The organism is Streptosporangium sp. NPDC048886, from assembly GCF_055586905.1.
The window spans coordinates 1-25,038 of record NZ_JBVJHH010000015.1 but is presented as its reverse complement, the minus strand read 5'-3'; the positions used below and the strand labels follow the sequence as shown (position 1 = coordinate 25,038).

The following is a 25,038-nucleotide window of genomic DNA, read 5'->3' as shown; positions in this document are numbered from 1 at the left end:
GCCGCCAGCGCCAGGCCCGGGAGCGCGCACAGGAGACGGCTGGGTCCGCGCCCGCCCGGAACGAGGCCCCGCCGATGACCAGCATGAAATGTCCAGGCGGGCACGGAGGTCTAGTGATCGCTCCGCTGGCGGCGTCCGCGCGCCAGCGCGAAGCCCGCGCCCAGGGCCGTCATGATCGCGACCAGTGATCCGAAGATCCAGGCGGTACGGGCGGCGTCATCGGCGACGGTCATCGCGAGGCCGCCGCCGCCGGTGTCCGGACCGCTGGTCGGATGGGTGTCGTCGACCACGAAAGTGCCGTTGTACGGCCCGCCCTGGATGCAGCGGACGGTGATGGCGTAGGTGCCGGGAGCGGCGTGCGGGCTGATCCGCGCGCTGCCCTGCATGGCGTGGGCGTGCTGGCTGAGCCGCGCCGCGGTGGCGCGGAAGGCCGCCGAGTACGCGGTCGCCGGACTGTCGCACGGGCCGGCGGAGATGCTGACCCGCTGTCCCGGCCGGGCGGTCGACGGCGTGACCTCGACCTCCCCGATACCGGTCATACCGGTGGCGAACACGACGGCCACCACGCTGCCCAGCACGGCTCCGGCCGTCGCCAGCGGGTCTCGACCGAGGCCCATCGCCCACCCCCACCTCACGGCCCGCCCAGCGGCCTGCCCAGACAACGATCATCTACCCGGTCCGGCCCGGGCCAACTGCCGCCGGCGGTAAAGCTCTGACACAACGCGGAAGACCCCCCGATGACCATGCATCGGGGGGTCCGGATGTGGCCCGCGCGGCGACCGGTCCCACGGTCAGCGCGGCGACCGGATCCGCGGTCAGCGCGGCGACCGGTCCCGTGATCGACGAGGTGACCGACCCCGTGACCGGCACGACGACCGGCGTCTCAGAAGGCGTCGCCCCAGCCGCCGCAGTCGTCGAAGCGGTTGTCGCCCTCGCAGACGCGGATCTTGAAGTCGTCGAAGCCGTCGCTCTTCCTGAAGCCGCCGAACTTGTCGAAGTGCCGGACGCCGAAGGTCTTGTAGTACTTGACGTGGCTGCCGGAGCGGTCGTGCCACCTGAACCAGACGTAGCTGTACTCGCGGTCGCGGTCACGGTCGAACAGGTCGCCGAAGAACCAGTAGCGGCCGCCCTCCTTGTACCAGTAACCCTTGAAGGAGGACCGGCGGCCGAAACTCTCACCGCCGCCGAACTTCGAATAGTAGGGGCCGAAGAAGTGCTTGCTCGGGCCCTGCGCCTGCAGCGCCTCGGACGCGCCGGGGGCACCGGCCGTGGCGGCCTGGGCGGGGGCCCCGGCCAGGCCGGCGGCGAGCGAGCCGGCGAGGGCGGCGCTGACGAGAAGGGTGCGGACCTTCATGTCTTCCTCCTGAGATGAGGTCCCGTTGTCGGGACACCGCTCACGTTAGGAAGACTTGACCCGGACTTCTGTGGAGGAATGCACGCTCGACGCCGAGCGTGGACTATTACGGATTGCGCTTGCCGCCCAGGCCGGTGGCGATGGTGGTCACCAGCAGCACCACTCCCCAGGGGCCCATCACCCACAGCGGCCAGGGGTAGGGGAAGCCGGCGTCGTTCGTCACCCCGAGGATCAGCCAGATCGCCCAGTTGATCCCGCTGGCCGTCGCCCAGGTGGTCCACATCGCCGTCAGGCCCTTGCGCTGCGCCTGACCGAGGTCACGGCGCTCCGGGCTGCGGGGCGCGGGCGCGGGGAGCCGGCCCAGGTCGACGTCGGGGAGGTCGGAGGTGAGCGTGGCGAGCTCGCCGTAGGTCCTGCTGGCGTAGAGCTGCTCCAGCCGCTCGTCGAACTCCTCGACGGTGAGCCGGCCCTGTGCGTAGTGCTCCCGCAGGACCTCGGCGACTCTGTCCCGGTCTCCGTCCGATGCCCGCATCTCCGGACCAGCCGCCATCATCAACCACATCCGCTCACCCGGGGGCAGTGTCACCTAGCCCGCGTCTCCCAAAAGGCCAGCAAGCCGCTCCTTACCCCCGTCAAGAGCGGTCAGTACCCAAGGTCCATTATGTGTCACCGCGACGCTGTGCTCGAAGTGTGCCGACGCCTTGCCGTCGACCGTGATGACGGTCCAGTCGTCGGACAGCACCTTGGTCCGGTCGGTGCCGAGGTTCACCATCGGCTCAACGGCGAAGCACATGCCCGGCTCGAAGCGCGGCCCCCGGCCCGGCTTACCGTGGTTGGCGACCCACGGGTCCATGTGCATCTCGGTGCCGATGCCGTGCCCGCCGTACTCCTGGGGGATGCCGTAGCGGCCCTGGGAGCGGACGTACTTCTCCACCTGGTGGCCGATGTCGGACAGGTGGCGGCCCACGGTGAGGGCGGCGATGCCGCGCCACATGGCCTCCTCGGTCACCCGCATCAGCTCGGTCAGTGCGGGGTCCACCTCCCCCACGGGGACGGTGATGGCCGAGTCGCCGTGCCAGCCCTCCAGGATGGCGCCGCAGTCGATGGAGATGATGTCGCCCTCCCGCAGCGCCCGCCGGTTGCTCGGGATGCCGTGGACGACCTCCTCGTTCACCGACGCGCAGATCGTCGCCGGGAAGCCCTGGTAGCCCTTGAAGGAGGGGATCGCCCCCTCGTCCCGGATCGCCTTCTCCGCGATCACATCGAGATCCAGCGGCGTCATCCCGGGACGGACGCTCTCGCGGAGCAGTTGCAGCGTCCGGCCGACCACCAGGCCCGCCGCCCGCATCTTCTCCAGCTGCTCAGGCGTCTTTATCTGAATTCCGTGCTTGTTCTTCTTGAACACGTGCACACCCCCCGGGGTGGTTCAACGGGCAATCCGGGAGCCCAATTCCCCCGATTGTGCCCTAAATGACAGCACGCCACCCATGGGAACCATGGGTGGCGTGCTGGGAAATATCTTCAGTCCGTGTAGGGACCCAGGGCCTCCATCGCGCGCTGGGTGACCTCTTCCACCGGGCCGGTCGCGTCCACCCCGACGAGGATGCCCTCGTCGGCGTAGAAGGAGACGAGCGGAGCGGTCTGCTCCTGGTAGACCTCCAGCCGGTGCCGGACGGTCGCCTCCTTGTCGTCGTCACGCTGGTAGAGCCGTCCACCGCAGGCGTCGCAGACGTCGTCCTTCTTGTCGTCGAAGTCGACGTGCCAGATGCGGCCGCACTGGCTGCAGGTCCTGCGGCCGGCCAACCGGCGCACGACTTCCTCGTCGTCGACCACGAGCTCCAGGACGATGTCCAGGGCGACACCGAACTCCGCGAGCATCTTCTTCAGGATCTCGGCCTGGGGCACGTTCCTGGGGAAGCCGTCGAGCAGGAAACCGTCCTGCGCGTCGCTCTCCGAGAGCCGGTCGCGGACCATCGCGATGGTGACCTCGTCGGGCACGAGGTCGCCACGGTCCATGTATTCCTTGGCAAGCTTGCCGAGCTCCGTGCCGCCCGAGACGTTGGCACGGAAAATGTCACCTGTCGAGATCTTCGGGATGGACAGGTTCGATGCGATGAACTGGGCCTGCGTCCCCTTACCCGCTCCGGGGGGCCCCACCAGGACGAGACGCACTACTTCAGGAAGCCTTCGTAGTTGCGCTGCTGAAGCTGGCTCTCGATCTGCTTCACCGTGTCAAGGCCGACACCAACCATGATCAGAATGCTCGTCCCTCCGAACGGGAAGTTCTGACTCGCGCCGACGAGCGCCAGTGCGACGATCGGCACCATGGAGATCAGGCCCAGATAGAGCGCACCGGGAGCAGTGAGTCGCGTGAGCACGTAGTTCAAGTACTCAGCCGTCGGCCGGCCCGGACGGATGCCCGGGATGAACCCACCGTACTTCTTCATGTTGTCGGCGACTTCAACGGGGTTGAAGGTAATGGACACGTAGAAGTAGGTGAAGAAGACGATCAGCAGGAAGAAAGTGATCATATAGGCCGGAGTATCGCCCGTGACCAGGTTCTGCTGGATCCACTGGACGACCGCGTTCGGCTCTTCCTGGGAGTTGGCGAACAGCGTCGTGACGAGCTGCGGCAGGTAGAGCAGCGAGGAGGCGAAGATGACCGGGATGATGCCGGCCTGGTTCACCTTCAGCGGGATGTAGGTCGAGGTCCCGCCGTACATGCGGCGGCCGACCATGCGCTTGGCGTACTGCACCGGCACCCGGCGCTGGGCCTGCTCGACCATGACCACCAGGGCGATCATCGCGATACCGGTCACGATCACCACGGCGAAGACGAAGATGCCCTTCTGGCGGGCGATGTTCAGCAGCTCGGACGGGAAGGTCGCGACCACCGAGGTGAAGATCAGGATGGACATGCCGTTGCCGACGCCGCGGTCGGTGACCAGCTCACCCAGCCACATGATGACGGCCGTGCCCGCGGTCATCGTGATCACCATCGTGACGATCAGGAAGACGTTGTCCTTGTCCATCAGGACGTCTTCCCGGCACTGCGGGAACAGCTGCCCGCTGCGCGCGAGGGCGATGAAGGCGGTCGACTGGAGGATCGCCAGGCCGATCGTCAGATAACGCGTATACTGGGTGATCTTGGTCTGGCCGGCCTGCCCCTCCTTCTTGAGGGCTTCCAGGCGCGGGATCACCACCACCAGAAGCTGAAGGATGATGCTCGCGGTGATGTACGGCATGATGCCGAGTGCGAACACCGACAGCTTCAGCAAGGCGCCACCGCTGAACAGCTGCACCATGCCGTAGATGTTGCCGGAATCACCCGCCTGTGCCTGCTGGAGGCATCGGGCGATGTTTTCGTTGTTGACACCCGGAGTCGGAAGAACCGAGCCGAGCCGGAACAGCGCGATGATGCCCAGTGTGAAGAGCAACTTCTTGCGCAGGTCCGGCGTACGGAACGCTCGGGTAAACGCGGTCAGCACGGTCCCTCCTGCGCGCCTGAAAGGCGAGGTCGGTCAGCGATGGTTCGGGGGTGGTCCATCTTTGCTATCTCAAGTCAGCGAGCCCGCGGAAACGAGTCGAGGCCCACTATCCAGCGAACTCTAACGCACTACGGGCGCGGGGGCCCATTATGAGCCCCCGCGCCGCGTGATTATGCCTACAGCTCGGAGACGGAGCCCCCGGCAGCGGCGATCTTCTCCTTGGCACTGGCGGAGAAGGCGTGCGCCTGCACGTTCAACGCCACGGAGATCTCGCCGGTTCCCAGAACCTTCACGAGCTGCCGCTTGCGGACCGCGCCCTTGGCGACCAGCGTCTCGACGGTGACGTCGCCACCCTCGGGGAACAGCTCGCCGAGCTTGTCCAGGTTGACGACCTGGTAGGTCGTCTTGAACAGGGCGTTGGAGAAGCCCTTCATCTTGGGCAGGCGGCGCTGGAGCGGGACCTGGCCACCCTCGAAGCCGAGGGGAACCTTGTTCCGGGCCGTCGTGCCCTTGGTGCCACGACCGGCGGTCTTGCCCTTGGACGCCTCGCCGCGGCCCTTGCGGACCTTCGACTTGTTGGCGCCGGGGGCCGGACGCAGGTGGTGGATACGGAGCGGACTGTTCTCTGCCATGTCAGTCGACCTCTTCCACGGTGACGAGGTGCGTCACCACGGAGACCATGCCGCGGATCTCCGGGCGGTCCTCCTTGACGACGACGTCGCCGATTCGCTTCAGACCGAGCGAGCGCAGCGAGTCGCGCTGGTTCTGCTTGCCACCGATCTTCGAGCGGACCTGAGTGATCTTCAGGCGTGCCATCGGCTAGCTCACCGCCTTAGCCGCCGCGGCCTCCGCGATGCCCTCGGCGCGAGCCTTGAGCATGGCCTTGGGGGCGACGTCCTCGATCGGCAGGCCACGGCGGGCCGCGATCTCCTCGGGGCGGCTGAGGCCCTTCAGAGCGGCCACGGTGGCGTGCACGATGTTGATCGGGTTGTCCGAGCCGAGCGACTTGGACAGCACGTCGTGGATGCCGGCGCACTCCAGCACGGCGCGCACCGGGCCACCGGCGATGACGCCGGTACCGGGCGAGGCCGGACGGAGGAAGACGACACCCGCGGCCTCTTCACCCTGCACGATGTGCGGGATGGTGCCCTGGATGCGGGGCACCCGGAAGAAGTGCTTCTTGGCCTCTTCGACGCCCTTGGCGATGGCCGCGGGGACTTCCTTGGCCTTGCCGTAGCCGACGCCGACCATGCCGTTGCCGTCACCGACGATGACGAGGGCGGTGAAGCTGAAGCGACGACCACCCTTCACGACCTTGGCCACTCGGTTGATCTTTACGACGCGCTCGATGTACGAGACGCCCTTGTCAGCGCTGCCACCGCGGCGATCGTCACGACGACCGTCACGCCGCTCGCCACCGGCGGCGCCACCGCGACGCGGAGCTCCAGCCATCAGTGGTTCCTCTTCTCGTTGCTCTTGTTAAGACGGGCCATCAGAACTCCAGCCCGCCTTCACGGGCGCTGTCCGCGAGGGCCGCGATGCGACCCGCGTAACGGTTTCCGCCACGGTCGAACACGACCGCGGTGATCCCGGCGGCCTTGGCCCGCTGAGCGAGAAGCTCGCCGACCTGCTTCGCCTTGTCGGTCTTCGCGCCGGAGTCCGCGCGCAGGGAGGACTCCATGGTGGAGGCGCTCACCAGCGTGTGGCCCTGGGCGTCGTCGACGATCTGCACGAACAGGTGTCGCGTGGAGCGGTTGACGACCATGCGCGGGCGCGCGGCCGTGCCGACCACCTTCTTGCGGACTCGGCCGTGGCGGCGGGCCCGCGAGACGGCGCGGGCGGCCGTGTGCTTGCCGAACGCAGTCTTGCCAGCCATGCCTACTTACCAGCCTTTCCGACCTTGCGGCGGATAACCTCGCCCTGGTAACGCACACCCTTGCCCTTGTAGGGGTCGGGCTTGCGCAACTTGCGGATGTTCGCGGCGATCTCGCCGACCTTCTGCTTGTCGATGCCGTCCACGTGGAACAGGGTCGGCTTCTCGACGCGGAAGGTGACACCCTCGGGGGCGTCGACGATCACCGGGTGGCTGAAGCCGAGAGCGAACTCGAGCTGAGTCGGGCTCTTGGCCTGAACGCGGTAACCGACGCCCACGATCTCCAGGGTCTTGGAGTAACCCTGGGTCACACCGGTCACCATGTTGGCGATCAGCGTGCGGGACAGGCCGTGCAGCGCACGGACCTTGTTCTCGTCGTTGGGACGAGAGACGGTGACGGCGCCGTCGTCGCCCTTGGCGACGTCGATCGGCTCCGCGACCGTGTGAGAAAGCGTGCCCTTGGGGCCCTTGACCGTGACGTCCCGGCCGTCGATGGCGACGTCCACGCCGTTCGGTACAGGGATGGGCAGCCGTCCGATACGTGACATGCTGTGATTTCTCCCTTCTACCAAACGAAGGCGAGGACTTCCCCGCCCACTCCACGCTTGCCGGCCTGCTTGTCCGTCATGAGACCGCCGGACGTCGAGATGATCGCGACGCCCAGTCCGCCCAGGACTCGGGGCAGGTTGTCCTTCTTCGCATAGACCCGCAGGCCGGGCTTGGAAACCCGGCGCAGGCCCGCGAGGGAACGCTCACGGCTCGGCCCGAACTTGAGCTCCACCACGAGGTTCTTGCCGACCTTGGCGTCCTCGACGCTCCAGGCCTGAATGTAACCCTCCTGCTGGAGGATCTCGGCGATGTGCGCCTTGATCTTCGAGTACGGCATCGCCACGGTGTCGTGGTACGCCGAGTTCGCGTTTCGCAGACGCGTGAGCATGTCTGCGATCGGGTCGGTCATCGTCATGGCCGGTGGCCTTCCTCACCGCGGTTTCCGCAAGGGACCTTCGGTGTGGTCATGGGCGCTTGAGGCAGCGCCCGGTGAATACGACTATCTGTGTACGGCTGGGGTGGCCGCGCGGCCTGTGGCGTCCACAGGGCCGCGCGGACGGCTACCAGCTGGACTTGGTGATGCCAGGCAGCTCGCCCCGGTGCGCCATCTCGCGGAAGCAGATGCGGCACAGGCCGAACTTCCTGTAGACGGCGCGGGGACGACCACAGCGCGAGCACCGAGTGTACGCCCGGACCTCGAACTTGGCCTTGCGAGCAGCCTTGACCTTGAGCGACGTCTTCGCCATGATCAGGCCTCCTTGAAGGGGAAACCGAGGAGCTTCAGCAGCGCCCGGCCCTGGTCGTCGGTCTTAGCGGTGGTCACGACCGTGATGTCCATACCACGCTGACGGTCGACCTTGTCCTGGTCGATCTCGTGGAACATGACCTGCTCGGTGAGACCGAAGGTGTAGTTGCCGTTGCCGTCGAACTGCTTGGGCGACAGACCGCGGAAGTCACGGATACGCGGCAGCGCCAGCGACAGCAGCCGGTCGAGGAACTCCCACATGCGGTCGCCGCGCAGCGTGACGTGCGCACCGATCGGCATGCCCTCGCGCAGCTTGAACTGGGCGATGGACTTGCGGGCCCGGACGACCGCCGGCTTCTGACCGGTGATCACGGTGAGGTCGCGGACGGCGCCGTCGATGAGCTTCGAGTCGCGCGCGGCCTCGCCGACACCCATGTTCACCTTGATCTTGGTGATCGTGGGGACCAGCATGATGTTCTCGAACCCGAACTGCTCGTTCAGCTTCGCGATGATCTCTTCGCGGTAGCGCTGCTTGAGGCGCGGAATCGGCCGTCCGGTCTCGACGGACTCAGTGGTGTTCGCGGTCATCAGTTGTCCTCACCCGACTCGTCAGAGGCGGCCTTGGCCGACTCCTTCTTGGCAGGCTTCTCGTCATCCTTGAGCTTCTTGACGTTGCTCACGTGGATGGGAGCCTCCATGGTCTGCACGCCGCCGGTCTTGGCGCCACGCGGGCCCTGGTTGGTCTCCTTGGAGTGCTTCTTGATCATGTTGACGCCTTCGACCACCACGCGCTCCTCGCGCGGGAGGGCGGCGATCACACGACCCTTGGCACCCTTGTCCTTGCCGGCGATGACCTGGACCAGGTCACCCTTCTTCACGTGGAGCTTCGGCATTACAACACCTCCGGCGCGAGCGAGATGATGCGCATGAACTTCTTGTCACGCAGCTCACGTCCGACGGGGCCGAAGATACGCGTGCCACGAGGGTCACCGCTGTCCTTGATGATGACGGCGGCGTTCTCGTCGAAGCGGATGTAGGAGCCGTCGGGCCGGCGGCGCTCCTTGACAGTACGGACGATGACCGCCTTGACGACGTCGCCCTTCTTCACGGTGCCGCCAGGAATGGCGTCCTTGACCGTGGCGACGATGATGTCGCCGATTCCCGCGTAGCGCCGACCCGAGCCACCGAGGACACGGATGCAAAGGACTTCCTTCGCTCCCGTGTTGTCGGCGACCTTGAGTCGCGACTCCTGCTGGATCACTTGTACTCCTGTTTGTCTCGCTGGTTCTCACCCGTGGTGAGCCTTGCGGAACTGATGTGGTCTTGTTCCCCCGGCGACAGTCCTGTCCGGGCGAGTCCGCCTCGCCTCGCACCGCGGTACGGCTTACGCCTTCCGCCGTGCCAGGCCCGGCTCGCTCTCCCGCGGGCCGCCACCGCAGGCGGGACGGAGATCAACTCCGCCCCCTTGGACACCAGCATGGGGGGTGACAGGGTCACCCCCCACGAGGCGCGTTCCTTACTTGGCCTTCTCGAGGATCTCGATGACCCGCCAGCGCTTGCTGGCCGACAGCGGCCGGGTCTCCATCAGGAGGACGCGGTCGCCGACGCCGCAGGCGTTGGCCTCGTCGTGCGCCTTGTACTTGGTCGTCCGACGGATGACCTTGCCGTACAAGGGGTGCTTGACGCGGTCCTCGACAGCGACGACGACAGTCTTGTCCATCTTGTCGCTGACGACCAGACCCTCACGGGTCTTGCGGTAGTTCCGCGTCGTGCTCGTGCTCTCAGCTGTCTCAGCCATCGATCGACTCCTTCTCAACCGTAACAATGCCGAGCTCCCGCTCGCGCATCACGGTGTAGATACGGGCGATCTCGCGGCGGACGGCGCGCAGCCGCCCGTGGCTCTCCAACTGGCCGGTCGCGGCCTGGAAGCGGAGGTTGAACAGCTCCTCCTTGGCTTCCTTCAGCTTCTGGACCAGGGTGTCCTGGTCCTCCACCCGCAGCTCACCGGCGGTCAGGCCCTTAGCCATCACGCCTCACCCACTTCACGCTTAACGAACCGGCACTTCATCGGGAGCTTGTGCATCGCACGACGCAGGGCTTCGCGAGCCACCGGCTCGGCGACGCCCGACAGCTCGAACATGATGCGGCCGGGCTTGACGTTGGCGATCCACCACTCCGGCGAACCCTTACCGGAACCCATGCGGGTCTCGGCCGGCTTCTTGGTGAGGGGACGGTCCGGGTAGATGTTGATCCAGACCTTGCCGCCACGCTTGATGTGACGAGTCATGGCGATACGAGCCGACTCGATCTGGCGGTTGGTCACGTAGGAGTGCTCAAGCGCCTGAATGCCGAACTCGCCGAACACGACCCTGGTGCCGCCCTTGGCGGCGCCGTGACGGTCGGGCCGGTGCTGCTTGCGGTGCTTGACCCTGCGCGGGATCAGCATGGTCAGCTCCCTTCAGCACCCGGCTGCGCAGCCGGGCCGGTCTCGGGGGCAGCCTGCGAGGCCGCCTCGGTCCTGGGTGCGCGGTCGCCACGGGCGGCGCCACCACGACGGGGACGGTCGCCACCGGCGCCGCCGCCACGACGGGGACGGTCGCCACCGGCGCCGCCACCGCGACGGTCGTCGCGGTCCCGACGCTGGCCCGCACGAGCACCGGCGGCAGCCGCCTCACGCTCGGCGCGGCTGGTCGGAGCCTCACCCTTGTAGATCCACACCTTCACGCCGATGCGGCCGAAGGTGGTACGGGCCTCGTAGAGGCCGTAGTCGATGTCCGCACGGAGGGTGTGCAGGGGCACGCGGCCCTCGCGGTAGAACTCCGAACGGGACATCTCAGCGCCGCCCAGACGGCCGGAGCACTGCACCCGGATGCCCTTGGCGCCGCTCTTCATGGCCGACTGCATCGCCTTGCGCATGGCCCGACGGAACGAGACACGGCTGGACAGCTGCTCGGCCACACCCTGAGCGACGAGCTGGGCGTCGATCTCGGGGTTCTTGACCTCGAGGATGTTCAGCTGGACCTGCTTCTTGGTCAGCTTCTCGAGGTCGCCACGGATCCGGTCCGCCTCGGCGCCGCGGCGGCCGATGACGATGCCCGGACGGGCGGTGTGAATGTCGACCTGAACCCGGTCGGTGGTCCGCTCGATCTCCACCTTGGAGATGCCGGCCCGCTCCATGCCCTTCTTGAGCATGCGGCGGATCGCCACATCTTCGGCGACGTACGACTTGTAGAGCTTGTCGGCATACCACCGGCTCTTGAAGTCGGTCGTGACGCCGAGGCGGAACCCGTGCGGGTTAACCTTCTGACCCACTAGCGGGTCCTCCCCTTCGGCTCGCGGGACTCCACGATCACGGTGATGTGGCTCGTCCGCTTGTTGATCCGATAGGCACGACCCTGAGCGCGGGGACGGAACCGCTTCAGCGTCGGGCCCTCGTCGACCCAGGCACGGCTCACGAAGAGCGTGTCGCGGTCGAGCTTGAAGTTGTGCTCCGCGTTCGCAATGGCGCTGGACAGCACCTTGTACACGGTCTCGCTCGCCGACTGGGGAGCGAACTGCAGCACGGCCTGCGCCTCCGAAGCGGGCAGCCCGCGAATGAGGTCCACCACACGGCGGGCCTTCATGGGCGTGTGGCGCGCGAACCGCACCTGAGCCCTGGCTTCCATCGCTTACTCCTCTTACCTTCTGCTTCGTATGGGCCGAGTCCGTCTCGCCTCGCAACGATCGACCTGGCTTCCGCCCGCCGACCGTTCCCGGCTCGACCTCCTGGCCCTAAGGCGCTTACCGCCGGCTGCGGCGGTCTTCCTTGACGTGGCTGCGGAACGTCCGCGTCGGAGCGAACTCGCCGAGCTTGTGACCGATCATCGACTCGGTGACGAACACCGGGACGTGCTTGCGGCCGTCGTGAACGGCGATCGTGTGACCGAGCATGTCGGGCACGATCATGGAGCGCCGCGACCACGTCTTGATGACGTTCTTGGTGCCCTTCTCGTTCTGGACATCCACCTTCTTCTGAAGGTGGTCGTCCACGAAGGGACCCTTCTTAAGGCTACGTGGCATTTTGGCTGCTCCTACCGCTTCTTCCGCTTAGTCCGACGACGGATGATCAGCCGGTCGCTGGCCTTGTTCGCCGCACGAGTACGTCCCTCGGGCTTGCCCTTGGGGTTGACGGGGTGACGACCACCGGAGGTCTTACCCTCACCACCACCGTGCGGGTGGTCGACCGGGTTCATCGCGACACCGCGGACGGTGGGGCGCTTGCCCTTCCACCGCATACGGCCGGCCTTACCCCAGTTGATGTTGGCCTGCTCGGCGTTGCCGACCTGGCCGATGGAGGCCCGGCAGCGGACGTCGACCTGGCGCATTTCGCCGGAGGGCATACGCAGCGTGGCGTACTGGCCCTCCTTGGCGAGAAGCTGGATCTGCGCACCGGCGGACCGGCCCAGCTTGGCGCCGCCGCCCGGACGGAGCTCCACCGCGTGGATGAAGGTACCGGTCGGGATGTTGCGCAGCGGGAGGCAGTTACCCGGCTTGATGTCGGCCGTGGGGCCGTTCTCAATCAGGTCGCCCTGCTTGAGGCCGGTCGGGCAGAGGATGTAGCGCTTCTCCCCGTCGGCGTAGTGCAGCAGAGCGATGCGGGACGTGCGGTTCGGGTCGTACTCGATGTGAGCGACCTTCGCCGGGATCCCGTCCTTGTCGTGGCGCCGGAAGTCGATGATCCGGTAGGCACGCTTGTGGCCGCCACCCTGGTGGCGGGTGGTGACTCGGCCGTGGACGTTACGGCCGCCCTTGCTGTGCAGGGGCGCAAGCAGCGACTTCTCGGGCGTGCTGCGCGTGATCTCGGAAAAGTCCGAGACGCTGGCGCCGCGGCGACCCGGGGTCGTCGGCTTGAGTTTACGGATGCCCATCTTTTTCGTTCATCCTTCGTCGGTTAATCCGGGCGAATGCCCCCCGCCTCCCGGCGAGGGGCGTTCACCCCGTTACTTACTAAGCGAGCGGTTTCAGCCGACCTGACCGAAGATGTCGATCCGGTCGCCCTCAGCCAGGCTCACGATCGCGCGCTTGGTGCTGGGGCGCTGGCCGTAGCCGGCCCTGGTCCGCTTGCGCTTGCCCTGGCGGTTGATGGTGTTGACGCTGGCCACCTTGACGCCGAAGATCTGCTCAATCGCGATCTTGACCTGCGTCTTGTTGGCCGTCTTCCGCACCAGGAACGTGTACTTGTTGTGCTCGTCGATCAGGCCGTAGCTCTTCTCGGAGACAACCGGCTTGATGATGATGTCGCGCGGGTCGGCGATCTTCTCCATCAGGCGTCTTCCTTCCCGCTCTTGCTCAGACGCGCGACGACCTGGTCGTACGCCTCCTGAGTGAAAACGACGTCGTCGTAGCAGAGCACGTCGTAGGTGTTCAGCTGTCCGGCGTCCAGCAGGTGGACCTCGGGAGCGTTGCGCAGGCTCAGCCAGGTGAGCTCGTCGCCCTCGTCGACGACGACCAGGACGCTACGGGTCTGCGTGATCTTCCGCAGCGACTCGAGAGCCGCCTTGGTCTTCGGGGTCTCACCCTCGATCAGCGCGCTGACCACGTGAACGCGGCCACCGGCTGCCCTGTCGGAGAGGGCGCCGCGCAGCGCGGCGGCCTTCATCTTCTTGGGGGTCTTCTGGGAGTAGTCCCGGGGAAGCGGGCCGTGGACGGTGCCACCGCCGGCGAACTGCGGGGCGCGGGTCGAGCCCTGACGGGCGCGGCCGGTGCCCTTCTGGCGGTACGGCTTCTTGCCACCGCCGCTGACCTCACCACGGGTCTTGGCCTTGTGGGTGCCCTGCCGGCGAGCGGCGAGCTGGGCCACGACGACCTGGTGGATCAGCGGGATGTTGACCTTGGCGCCGAAAATGTCGCCAGGCAGGTCGACGGTGCCGGTCTTCGCCCCGCTCACGTCGAGGACGTCAATGGTGCTCACTTGGCAGCCCCCTTCTTGGCAGCGGTGCGGACGAGAACCAGGCTGCCGTTGGCGCCGGGGATCGCACCCTTGATCAGGATGAGGCCCTTCTCGGCGTCCACGGCGTGGACCTTGAGGCTCTGGATGGTGGTGCGGACGTTACCCATCCGACCGGCCATGCGCAGGCCCTTGAAGACGCGGCCCGGGGTGGCGCAGCCACCGATGGAACCCGGCGAACGGTGCTTGCGCTGGGTACCGTGCGAGGCGCTCAGACCCTTGAAGCCGTGGCGCTTCATGACACCGGCGAAGCCCTTGCCCTTGCTCTTGCCCGTCACGTCGACGAACTGGCCGGCCTCGAAGGTGTCGGCGAGGAGCTCCTGGCCCAGGGTGTAGTCGCTCGCGTCGTCGGTACGGATCTCCGCGAAGTAACGGCGCGGGGTGATGTCGTGCTTGCGCAGGTAGTCGCCGAGCGGCTTGTTGACCTTCCGCGGGTCGACCTGCCCGAAGCCGAGCTGCACGGCGGAGTAGCCGTCCTTCTCGGGGGTGCGGACGCGGGTCACGACGCACGGACCGGCCTCGACGACGGTCACCGGGACCATCCGGTTGTCCGCGTCGAAGACCTGGGTCATGCCGAGCTTCTTGCCCAGGACGCCCTTGATCTGCTTAGCCATGTCAGTGCGTTCCCTCAGAGCTTGATCGAGATGTCAACGCCGGCGGGGAGGTCGAGTCGCATGAGCGAGTCGACCGTCTTCGGCGTCGGGTCGATGATGTCAATCAGCCGCTTGTGCGTGCGCATCTCAAAGTGCTCGCGGCTGTCCTTGTACTTGTGCGGCGAGCGGATGACGCAGTACACGTTCTTCTCGGTCGGCAGCGGCACCGGGCCCGCGACCTTAGCGCCAGTCCTCGTGACCGTCTCTACGATCTTCTTGGCCGAGCTGTCGATGACCTCGTGGTCATAGGCCTTGAGCCGGATGCGGATCTTCTGTCCCGCCATAATGGCCTCGGTGTCCTTCGCTGTCGTCTGAAAAAGTTACGTGCGGCCTGTTGCCGCTGTGAGGTCGAGTCGGCCTCGCCACGTGACCCGCGGGTCACCGTTCGGCTCTCTCTCCCAGCCCCACGTAGCAGACACTGTGGATCTGCGCTTTCTTCCGTGATCTGGCAGTTACTTCGGTCACTCGGTGGCCGAACCAACTGCGAGATCACGGTTCGTGGGGGTTCCGAGGAGGCGCATGCCGTACGGCGTGAACCTCCTCGTGGTGCGGCGGCCGGACCCTGAGATGAGGCCGGCCGCCACTCCGCGATGGTACTACTTGATGATCTTGGTCACACGACCCGCACCGACGGTGCGGCCACCCTCACGGATGGCGAACTTGAGACCGTCCTCCATCGCGATGGGCTGGATGAGCTGGACGGACATCTCGGTGTTGTCACCGGGCATGACCATCTCGGTGCCCTCGGGCAGGTTCACAACACCGGTCACGTCAGTCGTACGGAAGTAGAACTGCGGACGGTAGTTGTTGAAGAACGGCGTGTGGCGGCCGCCCTCGTCCTTGGACAGGATGTAGACCTGAGCCTCGAACTCGGTGTGCGGGGTGGTCGTGCCCGGCTTGATGATGCACTGGCCGCGCTCGACGTCCTCGCGCTTGATGCCGCGCAGGAGCAGACCGACGTTGTCGCCCGCCTGGCCCTCGTCGAGGAGCTTGCGGAACATCTCGACACCGGTGACCGTGGTCGTGGTCTTGGTGTCCTTGATGCCGATGATGTCGACGGTCTCGTTGACCTTGACGATACCGCGCTCGATACGGCCGGTGACGACGGTGCCACGACCGGTGATCGAGAAGACGTCCTCGATCGGCATGAGGAACGGCTTGTCGGTCTCACGGGCCGGCTGCGGGACGTTCTCGTCCACAGCGGTCATGAGCTCGATGATGCTGTCGCCCCACTTCTCGTCGCCCTCAAGCGCCTTCAGCGCCGAGACGCGGATGACGGGCAGGTCGTCGCCGGGGAACTCCTGAGCCGAGAGAAGCTCGCGGACCTCGAGCTCGACGAGCTCCAGGATCTCCTCGTCGTCCACCATGTCGGCCTTGTTCAGGGCGACAACGATGTAGGGGACGCCGACCTGGCGGGCCAGGAGGACGTGCTCCTTGGTCTGCGGCATCGGGCCGTCGGTGGCGGCGACCACGAGGATCGCGCCGTCCATCTGAGCCGCACCGGTGATCATGTTCTTCACGTAGTCGGCGTGACCGGGGCAGTCCACGTGAGCGTAGTGGCGCTGCTCGGTCTGGTACTCGACGTGCGCGATGGAGATCGTGATACCACGAGCCTTCTCCTCGGGCGCCTTGTCGATCTTGTCGAACGGGGTCGCCTCGTTGAGGTTCGGGTAACGCTCGTGGAGCACCTTGGTGATCGCCGCGGTCAGAGTGGTCTTGCCGTGGTCGATGTGTCCAATGGTGCCGATGTTTACGTGCGGCTTGGTCCGCTCGAACTTGGCCTTGGCCACTGCTCTGTCTCCTTAGAGATTCTGACTTGACTTGCGTCTTCGTACTCGGGCTTGGGGAGGCCGGCCCCTCTCAGGACCGGCCGACGAGAAACTACTCGCCCCGCACCTTCTCGGCGGCAGGGGGGTGGTCTCCCACCTCCCCGTCACCGGGAACGGATGCCGGACTCACTCGCCCCGCACCCCTCCGGTGGCGGGGTGACGATCTCCTCGCCTCCCGCACCCGGAACGGATGCCGGACTTACTCGCCCCGCACCTTCGCGACGATCTCCTTGGCGATGTGCGCAGGCACTTCCGCATAGGAGTCGAACTGCATGCTGTAGCTCGCGCGCCCCTGCGTCTTGCTACGGAGGTCACCCACGTAGCCGAACATCTCAGAGAGCGGCACGAGCGCCCTGACGATACGGGCGCCGGAGCGCTCGTCCATCGCCTGGATCTGCCCGCGGCGACCGTTGAGGTCACCGATGACGTCACCCATGTAGTCCTCGGGCGTGGTGACCTCGACGGCCATCATCGGCTCCAGGATTACTGCGTCCGCCTTGCGCGCGGCCTCCTTGAAGGCCATCGAGCCAGCGATCTTGAAGGCCATTTCGGACGAGTCCACCTCGTGGTAGGCACCGTCCTGCAGGGTGACCTTGACCCCGACCATGGGGTAGCCGGCGAGAACACCGAACTCGGCGGCCTCCTGGGCGCCCGCGTCGACCGACGGGATGTATTCCCGCGGGATGCGGCCACCGGAGACCTTGTTCTCGAACTCGTAGCCGTCGTTGCCATCGCCCAGCGGCTCGATGTCGATGATGACCTTGGCGAACTGGCCGGAACCACCGGTCTGCTTCTTGTGGACGTAGTCGACCTTCTCCACCTTGCGGCGGATGGTCTCCCGGTAGGCCACCTGCGGACGGCCGATGTTGGCCTCGACCTTGAACTCGCGGCGCATCCGATCGACGAGGATCTCCAGGTGGAGCTCGCCCATACCCCAGATGACCGTCTGTCCGGTCTCCTCGTCACGGCGGACCTGGAAGGACGGGTCCTCCTCGGCCAGACGCTGGATCGCGGTCCCCAGCTTCTCCTGGTCGCCCTTGGTCTTGGGCTCGATGGCGACGCTGATGACCGGCGCCGGGAAGTTCATCGACTCCAGGACCACGGGGTGAGCCGGGTCGGCCAGGGTGTCACCGGTGGTGGTGTCCTTCAGGCCCATGACGGCGACGATCTGACCGGCGACGGCCGACGGGCGCTCCTCGCGCTTGTTGGCGTGCATCTGGTAGATCTTGCCGATCCGCTCCTTGCGGCCCTTCACCGAGTTGACCACGGCGGTGCCGGTCTCGAGCGTGCCCGAGTAGATGCGGATGTAGGTGAGACGGCCCAGGTGCTGGTCGCTCATGATCTTGAAGGCCAGCGCGGAGAACGGCTCGTTGACGTCCGCGTGACGCTCGATGACCTCCTCTTCCTTGCCGACCGCGTGGCCCTTGAAGGCCGGGATGTCGATCGGTGCGGGGAGGTAGGCGACGATCGCGTCGAGCAGGGGCTGCACGCCCTTGTTCTTGAACGCGGTGCCGGTCAGGACCGGGTTGACGGCGCTGGACAGCGTGGCGCGGCGCAGGGCCGCGATCAGCTGCTCCTCGGTGGGCTCGACACCCTCGAGGAAGAGCTCCATCAGCTCGTCGTCGTTCTCGGCGACGGTCTCGACGAGCTTGTCACGCCACTCGCGGGCGGTCTCGGCGTGCTCCGCCGGGATCTCCACGGTCTCGTACATCTCGCCCTTGGCCGCCTCGGCGCTCCAGAGCAGACCCTTCATCTTGACCAGGTCGATGACGCCCTTGAAGTCGGCCTCGACGCCCCAGGGAAGCTGGATGACGGCGGGGGTCGCGTTCAGGCGGCTGATCATCATGTCGACGCAGCGGTGGAACTCCGCGCCGACCCGGTCCATCTTGTTGACGAAGCAGATGCGGGGCACGTCGTAACGGTCGGCCTGACGCCAGACCGTCTCGGACTGCGGCTCGACACCGGCCACGCCGTCGAACACGGCGACGGCACCGTCGAGGACGCGGAGCGAGCGCTCCACCTCGATCGTGAAGTCCACGTGACCCGGCGTGTCGATGATGTTGATCGTGTGGCCAAGCCACTCGCAGGTGGTAGCGGCGGAGGTGATGGTGATACCACGCTCCTGCTCCTGCTCCATCCAGTCCATCGTGGCTGCGCCCTCGTGGACTTCACCGATCTTGTAGTTGATACCGGTGTAGAACAGGATGCGCTCGGTCGTCGTGGTCTTGCCCGCGTCGATGTGGGCCATGATCCCGATGTTGCGGACCTTGGCCAGGTCAAGAGCGGTCGTGGTGGCCACTTCTCTCGCGTCCTCGTCGTCTCGTCGAACCCGCTGTTACCAGCGGTAGTGGGCGAAGGCCTTGTTGGACTCGGCCATCTTGTGGGTGTCCTCACGCTTCTTGACGGAAGCGCCAAGGCCGTTGCTGGCGTCGAGCAGCTCGTTCATGAGGCGCTCGGTCATGGTCTTCTCGCGGCGGGCCCGGGAGTACTGCACCAGCCAGCGCAGGGCCAGGGTGGTGCTGCGCGCGGCGCGCACCTCGACCGGGACCTGGTAGGTCGCGCCACCGACGCGGCGGCTGCGGACCTCAAGGGTGGGCTTGACGTTGTCCAGCGCACGCTTCAGGGTGACGACCGGGTCGTTGCCGGTCTTCTCCCGGGCACCCTCAAGGGCGCCGTAGACGATGGACTGCGCGATGGAGCGCTTGCCATCCAGGAGCACCTTGTTGATGAGCGCGGTGACCAGCGGCGAGTTGTGAACCGGGTCGGCCATGAGCTGACGACGACCAGGAGAACCCTTGCGAGGCATTCTTACTTCTCCTTCTTCGCGCCGTAACGGCTACGGGCCTGCTTGCGGTTGCGGACACCCTGGGTGTCGAGCGAGCCACGGATGATCTTGTAGCGGACACCCGGCAGGTCCTTCACACGACCACCACGGACGAGCACGATGGAGTGCTCCTGGAGGTTGTGGCCGACACCCGGGATGTAGGCCGTGACCTCGATGCCGTTGGTGAGCCGGACACGCGCGACCTTGCGGAGGGCGGAGTTCGGCTTCTTGGGGGTCGTGGTGTAAACGCGCATGCAGGTGCCGCGTCGCTGGGGGCTGGCCTTGAGCGCCGGGGTCTTGGTCTTGGTGACCTTGTCCTGGCGGCCCTTGCGGACCAGCTGCTGAATCGTGGGCACCGCGTCTCCGTTCGTGCTTGCCGGTGATTCGAATGTTGTGCTTTTGCAGGCGCTGCCGGTGTCATGACCTGCGAGTTTTCCATCCACTCCGACCCACGCGCTCGGGCGTGTCGCGCATCTATCGCGCCACATCCCCAGCCAGGCCAGTGGAGGAGGCCATACGGCGCCTCTGCCGACTCCCCGTGGGAAACCTGTCGACGCGCACGCATGAGAGCCCATGAAGCCACGGGCACGAACGGAAAGACTACCTAGTCAAGCGCAACACGTCAAAACGGTTACGCCTATCGAGCGCCGCTGTGAGCGCCCGCGTCCGTGTCGTGACTCCCGCGATCGGTTTCCGACCGACCGCTGCTGGGTCCGTAACGAGTTTACCGGCAGCGGGGGGCTTGTCCGACCGTTCTCTCCATCAAGGCACGGCTTTCACCGCAACATTCCGGTCAAGAAAGGTCCGCGCCGGCCCGTCCGGCGGCGCGGGGCCCGCGACGGCCGGGGCCCGGACGGACGACGGCGCCCGGCCCCCTCCGGGGACCGGGCGCCGTCTGCGATCACTCAGCGGTTGTACTGACCGAAGTCGTACTCCTCCAGCGGCACGGCCTCGCCGGAACCGGACCCGAAGGTGTAGTCCGCGGCGGAGCCGTCGTAGCCGCCGACCGTGTACATCGCGGCCTTGGCCTCCTCGGTGGGCTCGACCCGGATGTTGCGGTACTGGGGCATGCCCGTACCGGCCGGGATGAGCTTTCCGATGATGACGTTCTCCTTGAGACCGAGCAGCGAGTCCGACTTGGCGTGGATCGCCGCGTCGGTGAGCACCCGGGTCGTCTCCTGGAAGGACGCCGCCGACAGCCAGGACTCGGTGGCGAGCGAGGCCTTGGTGATGCCCATCAGCACCGGACGTCCCGAGGCCGGCGTGCCGCCCTCGGCCACGCACTCGCGGTTGATCCGCTCGAAGCGCGGCCGCTCGACCAGCTCACCGGGGAGCATGTCGGCGTCACCCGACTCGAGCACGTTCACGCGCTTGAGCATCTGCCGGACGATGATCTCGATGTGCTTGTCGTGGATCGACACACCCTGCGAGCGGTAGACCTGCTGGACCTCGGCCACCAGGTGGAGCTGCACGGCCCGGGGGCCGAGGATGCGCAGCACCTCGTTGGGGTTGACGGCACCGGCGATCAACTGCTGGCCGACCGTGACCCGCTGCCCGTCGGAGACCAGCATGCGCGAGCGCATGGACACCGGGTAGGCGACCTCGTCCGAACCGTCGTCCGGGACGATCACGATCTTGCGGGTCTTGTCGGTCTCGTCGACGCGGACCCGGCCCTCGGCCTCGCTGATCGGGGCGACACCCTTGGGGACGCGCGCCTCGAAGAGCTCCTGGACACGGGGCAGACCGTGGGTGATGTCCGCACCCGCCACACCACCGGTGTGGAAGGTACGCATCGTCAGCTGGGTGCCGGGCTCACCGATCGACTGGGCGGCGATGATGCCGACCGCCTCGCCGACGTCCACGAGCTTGCCGGTCGCGAGCGAACGGCCGTAGCAGGTGGCGCAGACACCGATCTTGGCCTCGCAGACGAGAGCGCTGCGGGTCCTGACGGTCTCCACCCCGGCCTCGACCAGCGCGGTGACGTGGGTGTCGTTGATGTCGACCCCCGCGGACGCGATGACCTTGCCGTCCACCTCGACGTCCTCGGCCAGGATGCGGCCGTGCACGTTGCTCTCGGCGTTCTCCGCCTTGACCAGGTTGCCCTGGGCGTCGCGCTCGCCGACGTGCAGCGGGACCGCGCGGTCGGTGCCGCAGTCGATCTCGCGGACGATGACGTCCTGCGCGACGTCCACCAGACGACGGGTCAGGTAACCCGAGTCGGCGGTCCGCAGCGCGGTGTCGGCCAGACCCTTCCGCTGTCCGTGGGTGGAGATGAAGTATTCCAGCACCGACAGGCCCTCGCGGAACGAGGCCTTGATCGGACGCGGGATCGTCTCACCCTTGGTGTTGGACACCAGACCACGGATGCCGGAGATCTGCCGGACCTGCATCAGGTTTCCTCGGGCGCCCGACTGGACCATCATCCAGACCGGGTTGGTCTTCGGGAACGCCTTCTGCATGTCGTCGGTCACGTCGCTGGTCGCGTGCGTCCAGATCTCGATGAGCTCCTGACGGCGCTCCTCGTCGGTGATCAGGCCGCGCTCGTACTCCCGCTGGACCTTGTCGGCCCTGCGCTCGTACGTCTCCATGATCGTGCCCTTGTTGGGCGGCGAGATGACGTCCTCGATGGAGATCGTCACACCGGCCCGGGTCGCCCAGTAGAAACCGGCGTCCTTGAGGGCGTCCAGCGCCGTCGCGACCTCGACCTTGGGGTACTTCTCGGCCAGCTCGTTGACGATCGCCGACAGCTGCTTCTTGCCGACCTGGGAGTTCACGTACGGGTAGTTCGCCGGCAGCGTCTGGTTGAACAGGCAGCGGCCGAGCGTGGTCTCCAGGCGGTAGCTGTCGCCCGGCTCCCAGCCCTCGGGGGCCGTCCAGCCGCGGGGCGGCGGGACCTCTCCCTTCAACCGGATCTGGATCTTGGCCTGGATGTCCAGCTCGCGCCGGTCGTAGGCCATGAGAGCCTCGGACACCGAGCCGAAGACCCGGCCGTGACCGGGGGCCTCGTCCTCGTCGTCCTTGATCGTGGTCAGCGAGTAGAGACCGATGATCATGTCCTGGGTGGGCATGGTCACCGGCTTGCCGTCGGCCGGCTTCAGGATGTTGTTGGTGGACAGCATCAGGATGCGGGCCTCGGCCTGCGCCTCGGCCGACAGCGGCAGGTGCACGGCCATCTGGTCACCGTCGAAGTCCGCGTTGAACGCGGTGCAGACGAGCGGGTGGATCTGGATGGCCTTGCCCTCGACCAGCTGCGGCTCGAAGGCCTGGATGCCCAGGCGGTGCAGGGTGGGCGCACGGTTGAGCAGCACCGGGTGCTCGGTGATGACCTCTTCGAGGACATCCCACACGACCGGGCGGGCACGCTCGACCATCCGCTTGGCCGACTTGATGTTCTGCGCGTGGTTGAGGTCGACCAGGCGCTTCATCACGAACGGCTTGAACAGCTCCAGCGCCATCTGCTTGGGCAGGCCGCACTGGTGCAGCTTCAGCTGCGGGCCGACGACGATGACCGAACGGCCGGAGTAGTCGACTCGCTTGCCCAGCAGGTTCTGGCGGAAGCGGCCCTGCTTGCCCTTCAGCATGTCGCTGAGGGACTTCAGCGGGCGGTTGCCGGGGCCGGTGACCGGGCGGCCGCGACGGCCGTTGTCGAACAGCGCGTCGACGGCCTCCTGGAGCATCCGCTTCTCGTTGTTCACGATGATCTCGGGCGCGCCGAGGTCGAGGAGACGCTTGAGGCGGTTGTTCCGGTTGATCACACGGCGGTAGAGGTCGTTCAGGTCCGAGGTCGCGAACCGGCCACCGTCGAGCTGCACCATCGGGCGCAGGTCCGGCGGGATGACCGGGATGCAGTCCAGGACCATGCCGTTGGGCGAGTTGCGGGTGTTCAGGAACGCCGACACGACCTTGAGACGCTTGAGCGCGCGGGCCTTCTTCTGGCCCTTGCCGCTGCGGATCGTCTCGCGCAGGTTCTCGGCCTCGAGGTCGAGGTCGAAATTGGTCAGCCGCTCCTGGATGGCCTGGGCGCCCATGCCGCCGCGGAAGTAGCGGCCGAAGCGGTCGCGCATCTCGCGGTAGAGCAGCTCGTCGCCCTCAAGGTCCTGGACCTTGAGGTTCTTGAAGCGGCTCCAGACCTCGTCCAGACGGTCCAGCTCGCGCTGGGTCCGGTCGCGGAGCTGGCGCATCTCGCGCTCGGCGCCCTCACGGACCTTGCGGCGCTGGTCGCCCTTGGCGCCGGCGGCCTCCAGCTCGGTCAGGTCGGTCTCGAGCTTCTTCTGCCGGGCCTCGATGTCGGCGTCACGGCGCTGCTCGATGTGCTGCCGCTCGACGGAGATCTTCGCCTCGAGCGAGGGCAGGTCACGCTCACGCATTTCCTTGTCGACATGCGTGATCATGTAGGCCGCGAAGTAGATGACCTTCTCGAGGTCCTTCGGGGCCAGGTCGAGCAGGTATCCCAGACGGGACGGGACGCCCTTGAAGTACCAGATGTGCGTGACGGGCGCGGCCAGCTCGATGTGGCCCATCCGCTCACGGCGCACCTTGGCGCGGGTCACCTCGACGCCACAGCGCTCACAGATGATGCCCTTGAAGCGGACGCGCTTGTACTTACCGCAGTAGCACTCCCAGTCCCGGGTCGGGCCGAAGATCTTCTCGCAGAAGAGTCCGTCCTTCTCGGGCTTGAGGGTCCGGTAGTTGATGGTCTCGGGCTTCTTCACTTCGCCGTGCGACCACTGGCGGATATCGTCAGCCGTCGCGAGGCCGATCCGAAGCTCGTCGAAGAAGTTGACGTCCAGCACTTGTATTCCCCTCCTCAGCTTCTAGATCAGACCTCTTCGACGCTGCTCGGCTCACGCCGGGACAGGTCGATGCCGAGCTCTTCCGCGGCGCGGAAGACGTCCTCGTCGGTGTCGCGCATCTCGATGGACATGCCGTCGCTGGAGAGCACCTCGACGTTCAGGCACAGCGACTGCATTTCCTTGATGAGGACCTTGAACGACTCCGGAATGCCGGGCTCGGGGATGTTCTCGCCCTTGACGATGGCCTCATAGACCTTCACCCGGCCCAGGACGTCGTCGGACTTGATCGTCAGCAGCTCCTGCAGGGCGTAGGCGGCGCCGTAGGCCTCCAGCGCCCACACCTCCATCTCACCGAAACGCTGCCCGCCGAACTGCGCCTTACCACCCAGCGGCTGCTGAGTGATCATGGAGTACGGACCGGTCGACCGCGCGTGGATCTTGTCGTCGACCAGGTGGAGCAGCTTCAGGATGTAGATGTAGCCGACCGAGATCGGGTGCGGGAACGGCTCGCCGGAACGGCCGTCGAACAGCTGGGCCTTCCCGTTCGCGCCGACCATGCGCCCGCCGTCCCTGTTGACCAGGGTGTTGTCGAGCAGGCCGACGATCTCTTCCTCGTTGGCGCCGTCGAAGACCGGGGTGGCCATGTTGGTGCGCGGGTCGACCTCGGCGAAGCCCTTGTCACGCAGCCGCTCGGCCCACGCCTCCTGGATGCCGGTGATGTCCCAGCCACGGGCGGCGATCCACCCCAGATGGGTCTCCAGCACCTGGCCGACGTTCATCCGGCCGGGCACGCCCAGCGGGTTGAGGATGATGTCGACCGGGGTGCCGTCCTCCAGGAACGGCATGTCCTCGACCGGGAGGATCTTGGAGATGACACCCTTGTTGCCGTGCCGGCCGGCCAGCTTGTCACCGTCGGTGATCTTACGCTTCTGCGCCACGTAGAC

33 protein-coding genes are annotated in these 25,038 nt (G+C 66.6%); all 33 read right to left on the bottom strand.

Annotated elements, in window-relative coordinates:
- Window positions 1-110: 110 nt before the first annotated feature.
- Window positions 111-617 carry a hypothetical protein gene (locus ACZ6R6_RS19945; RefSeq protein ID WP_470095257.1) on the bottom strand — a complete coding sequence of 169 codons (507 nt, stop codon included), beginning with the start codon at window positions 615-617 and terminating at the stop codon, window positions 111-113.
- 266 nt (window positions 618-883) lie between these two features.
- Window positions 884-1,354, bottom strand: a complete 471-nt coding sequence (locus ACZ6R6_RS19940; protein WP_470095255.1) for a hypothetical protein — start codon at window positions 1,352-1,354, stop codon at window positions 884-886.
- Between the two features lie 106 nt (window positions 1,355-1,460).
- The gene (locus ACZ6R6_RS19935) at window positions 1,461-1,886 is read right to left on the bottom strand and encodes a DUF1707 SHOCT-like domain-containing protein (protein WP_470095253.1); all 426 of its coding nucleotides are present in this window, start codon (window positions 1,884-1,886) and stop codon (window positions 1,461-1,463) included.
- 54 nt (window positions 1,887-1,940) lie between these two features.
- Window positions 1,941-2,759 carry a type I methionyl aminopeptidase gene (map, locus tag ACZ6R6_RS19930; RefSeq protein WP_470095251.1) on the bottom strand — a complete coding sequence of 273 codons (819 nt, stop codon included), beginning with the start codon at window positions 2,757-2,759 and terminating at the stop codon, window positions 1,941-1,943.
- A gap of 116 nt (window positions 2,760-2,875) precedes the next feature.
- Window positions 2,876-3,526: an adenylate kinase gene (locus ACZ6R6_RS19925; RefSeq protein WP_306859599.1), complete on the bottom strand. Its 651-nt coding sequence runs from the start codon at window positions 3,524-3,526 to the stop codon at window positions 2,876-2,878.
- Window positions 3,526-4,842 carry a preprotein translocase subunit SecY gene (gene secY / locus ACZ6R6_RS19920; protein WP_306859601.1) on the bottom strand — a complete coding sequence of 439 codons (1,317 nt, stop codon included), beginning with the start codon at window positions 4,840-4,842 and terminating at the stop codon, window positions 3,526-3,528. The genes ACZ6R6_RS19925 and secY overlap by 1 nt, the downstream gene beginning before the upstream one ends.
- Window positions 4,843-5,018: 176 nt before the next feature.
- A complete protein-coding gene (gene rplO, locus ACZ6R6_RS19915) occupies window positions 5,019-5,474 on the bottom strand; it encodes a 50S ribosomal protein L15 (RefSeq protein WP_306859603.1) in 456 nt (151 codons plus the stop codon).
- Between the two features lies 1 nt (window position 5,475).
- Complete coding sequence (gene rpmD, locus ACZ6R6_RS19910; RefSeq protein WP_068896549.1) at window positions 5,476-5,658, bottom strand: 50S ribosomal protein L30; 183 nt, start codon at window positions 5,656-5,658, stop codon at window positions 5,476-5,478.
- A gap of 3 nt (window positions 5,659-5,661) precedes the next feature.
- Entirely contained in the window at window positions 5,662-6,294 is a 633-nt protein-coding gene (gene rpsE, locus ACZ6R6_RS19905) for a 30S ribosomal protein S5 (protein ID WP_068896548.1), read from the bottom strand.
- Between the two features lie 40 nt (window positions 6,295-6,334).
- Window positions 6,335-6,718, bottom strand: coding sequence for a 50S ribosomal protein L18 (rplR, locus tag ACZ6R6_RS19900; RefSeq protein WP_306859605.1), 384 nt, complete (start codon window positions 6,716-6,718; stop codon window positions 6,335-6,337).
- A gap of 2 nt (window positions 6,719-6,720) precedes the next feature.
- The gene (gene rplF, locus ACZ6R6_RS19895) at window positions 6,721-7,263 is read right to left on the bottom strand and encodes a 50S ribosomal protein L6 (protein ID WP_470095247.1); all 543 of its coding nucleotides are present in this window, start codon (window positions 7,261-7,263) and stop codon (window positions 6,721-6,723) included.
- A 17-nt stretch (window positions 7,264-7,280) separates the two neighbouring features.
- Window positions 7,281-7,679: a 30S ribosomal protein S8 gene (rpsH, locus tag ACZ6R6_RS19890; RefSeq protein ID WP_012887845.1), complete on the bottom strand. Its 399-nt coding sequence runs from the start codon at window positions 7,677-7,679 to the stop codon at window positions 7,281-7,283.
- 145 nt (window positions 7,680-7,824) lie between these two features.
- Window positions 7,825-8,010, bottom strand: a complete 186-nt coding sequence (locus ACZ6R6_RS19885; RefSeq protein WP_012887844.1) for a type Z 30S ribosomal protein S14 — start codon at window positions 8,008-8,010, stop codon at window positions 7,825-7,827.
- Between the two features lie 2 nt (window positions 8,011-8,012).
- Window positions 8,013-8,597 carry a 50S ribosomal protein L5 gene (gene rplE / locus ACZ6R6_RS19880; RefSeq protein WP_306859611.1) on the bottom strand — a complete coding sequence of 195 codons (585 nt, stop codon included), beginning with the start codon at window positions 8,595-8,597 and terminating at the stop codon, window positions 8,013-8,015.
- Complete coding sequence (gene rplX, locus ACZ6R6_RS19875) at window positions 8,597-8,902, bottom strand: 50S ribosomal protein L24 (protein ID WP_306859613.1); 306 nt, start codon at window positions 8,900-8,902, stop codon at window positions 8,597-8,599. The genes rplE and rplX overlap by 1 nt, the downstream gene beginning before the upstream one ends.
- Entirely contained in the window at window positions 8,902-9,270 is a 369-nt protein-coding gene (rplN, locus tag ACZ6R6_RS19870; protein ID WP_012887841.1) for a 50S ribosomal protein L14, read from the bottom strand. Before rplN ends, rplX begins: the two co-directional genes overlap by 1 nt.
- Before the next feature lie 255 nt (window positions 9,271-9,525).
- Entirely contained in the window at window positions 9,526-9,807 is a 282-nt protein-coding gene (gene rpsQ, locus ACZ6R6_RS19865) for a 30S ribosomal protein S17 (RefSeq protein ID WP_306859615.1), read from the bottom strand.
- Window positions 9,800-10,036 (bottom strand): 50S ribosomal protein L29, encoded by a 237-nt coding sequence (gene rpmC, locus ACZ6R6_RS19860; protein WP_012887839.1) that lies wholly within the window; start codon window positions 10,034-10,036, stop codon window positions 9,800-9,802. The genes rpsQ and rpmC overlap by 8 nt, the downstream gene beginning before the upstream one ends.
- The gene (rplP, locus tag ACZ6R6_RS19855) at window positions 10,036-10,455 is read right to left on the bottom strand and encodes a 50S ribosomal protein L16 (RefSeq protein ID WP_184538242.1); all 420 of its coding nucleotides are present in this window, start codon (window positions 10,453-10,455) and stop codon (window positions 10,036-10,038) included. The genes rpmC and rplP overlap by 1 nt, the downstream gene beginning before the upstream one ends.
- 2 nt (window positions 10,456-10,457) lie before the next feature.
- Entirely contained in the window at window positions 10,458-11,321 is an 864-nt protein-coding gene (gene rpsC / locus ACZ6R6_RS19850) for a 30S ribosomal protein S3 (RefSeq protein ID WP_306859618.1), read from the bottom strand.
- Window positions 11,321-11,674, bottom strand: a complete 354-nt coding sequence (gene rplV, locus ACZ6R6_RS19845) for a 50S ribosomal protein L22 (RefSeq protein ID WP_012887836.1) — start codon at window positions 11,672-11,674, stop codon at window positions 11,321-11,323. Before rplV ends, rpsC begins: the two co-directional genes overlap by 1 nt.
- 115 nt (window positions 11,675-11,789) lie before the next feature.
- Window positions 11,790-12,068 carry a 30S ribosomal protein S19 gene (gene rpsS, locus ACZ6R6_RS19840; protein ID WP_012887835.1) on the bottom strand — a complete coding sequence of 93 codons (279 nt, stop codon included), beginning with the start codon at window positions 12,066-12,068 and terminating at the stop codon, window positions 11,790-11,792.
- Window positions 12,069-12,079: 11 nt separating this feature from the next.
- Window positions 12,080-12,916, bottom strand: a complete 837-nt coding sequence (gene rplB, locus ACZ6R6_RS19835) for a 50S ribosomal protein L2 (protein ID WP_306859619.1) — start codon at window positions 12,914-12,916, stop codon at window positions 12,080-12,082.
- Window positions 12,917-13,009: 93 nt separating this feature from the next.
- Complete coding sequence (rplW, locus tag ACZ6R6_RS19830) at window positions 13,010-13,312, bottom strand: 50S ribosomal protein L23 (RefSeq protein ID WP_012887833.1); 303 nt, start codon at window positions 13,310-13,312, stop codon at window positions 13,010-13,012.
- Complete coding sequence (gene rplD / locus ACZ6R6_RS19825; RefSeq protein ID WP_306859621.1) at window positions 13,312-13,959, bottom strand: 50S ribosomal protein L4; 648 nt, start codon at window positions 13,957-13,959, stop codon at window positions 13,312-13,314. Before rplD ends, rplW begins: the two co-directional genes overlap by 1 nt.
- A complete protein-coding gene (rplC, locus tag ACZ6R6_RS19820; RefSeq protein ID WP_306859623.1) occupies window positions 13,956-14,609 on the bottom strand; it encodes a 50S ribosomal protein L3 in 654 nt (217 codons plus the stop codon). The genes rplD and rplC overlap by 4 nt, the downstream gene beginning before the upstream one ends.
- Window positions 14,610-14,623: 14 nt before the next feature.
- Window positions 14,624-14,932 (bottom strand): 30S ribosomal protein S10, encoded by a 309-nt coding sequence (gene rpsJ / locus ACZ6R6_RS19815; protein ID WP_012887830.1) that lies wholly within the window; start codon window positions 14,930-14,932, stop codon window positions 14,624-14,626.
- A 312-nt stretch (window positions 14,933-15,244) separates the two neighbouring features.
- A complete protein-coding gene (tuf, locus tag ACZ6R6_RS19810; protein ID WP_306859633.1) occupies window positions 15,245-16,438 on the bottom strand; it encodes an elongation factor Tu in 1,194 nt (397 codons plus the stop codon).
- Between the two features lie 238 nt (window positions 16,439-16,676).
- Window positions 16,677-18,725, bottom strand: a complete 2,049-nt coding sequence (fusA, locus tag ACZ6R6_RS19805) for an elongation factor G (RefSeq protein ID WP_470095544.1) — start codon at window positions 18,723-18,725, stop codon at window positions 16,677-16,679.
- An 87-nt stretch (window positions 18,726-18,812) separates the two neighbouring features.
- Window positions 18,813-19,283: a 30S ribosomal protein S7 gene (rpsG, locus tag ACZ6R6_RS19800; RefSeq protein ID WP_179819699.1), complete on the bottom strand. Its 471-nt coding sequence runs from the start codon at window positions 19,281-19,283 to the stop codon at window positions 18,813-18,815.
- A 2-nt stretch (window positions 19,284-19,285) separates the two neighbouring features.
- On the bottom strand, window positions 19,286-19,657 hold the full coding sequence (gene rpsL / locus ACZ6R6_RS19795; RefSeq protein ID WP_012887826.1) for a 30S ribosomal protein S12: 372 nt from the start codon (window positions 19,655-19,657) through the stop codon (window positions 19,286-19,288).
- 549 nt (window positions 19,658-20,206) lie between these two features.
- The gene (locus ACZ6R6_RS19790) at window positions 20,207-24,094 is read right to left on the bottom strand and encodes a DNA-directed RNA polymerase subunit beta' (protein WP_470095237.1); all 3,888 of its coding nucleotides are present in this window, start codon (window positions 24,092-24,094) and stop codon (window positions 20,207-20,209) included.
- Window positions 24,095-24,120: 26 nt separating this feature from the next.
- The coding region (locus tag ACZ6R6_RS19785) for a DNA-directed RNA polymerase subunit beta (RefSeq protein ID WP_470095236.1) at window positions 24,121-25,038 on the bottom strand (918 nt) is incomplete at its 5' end.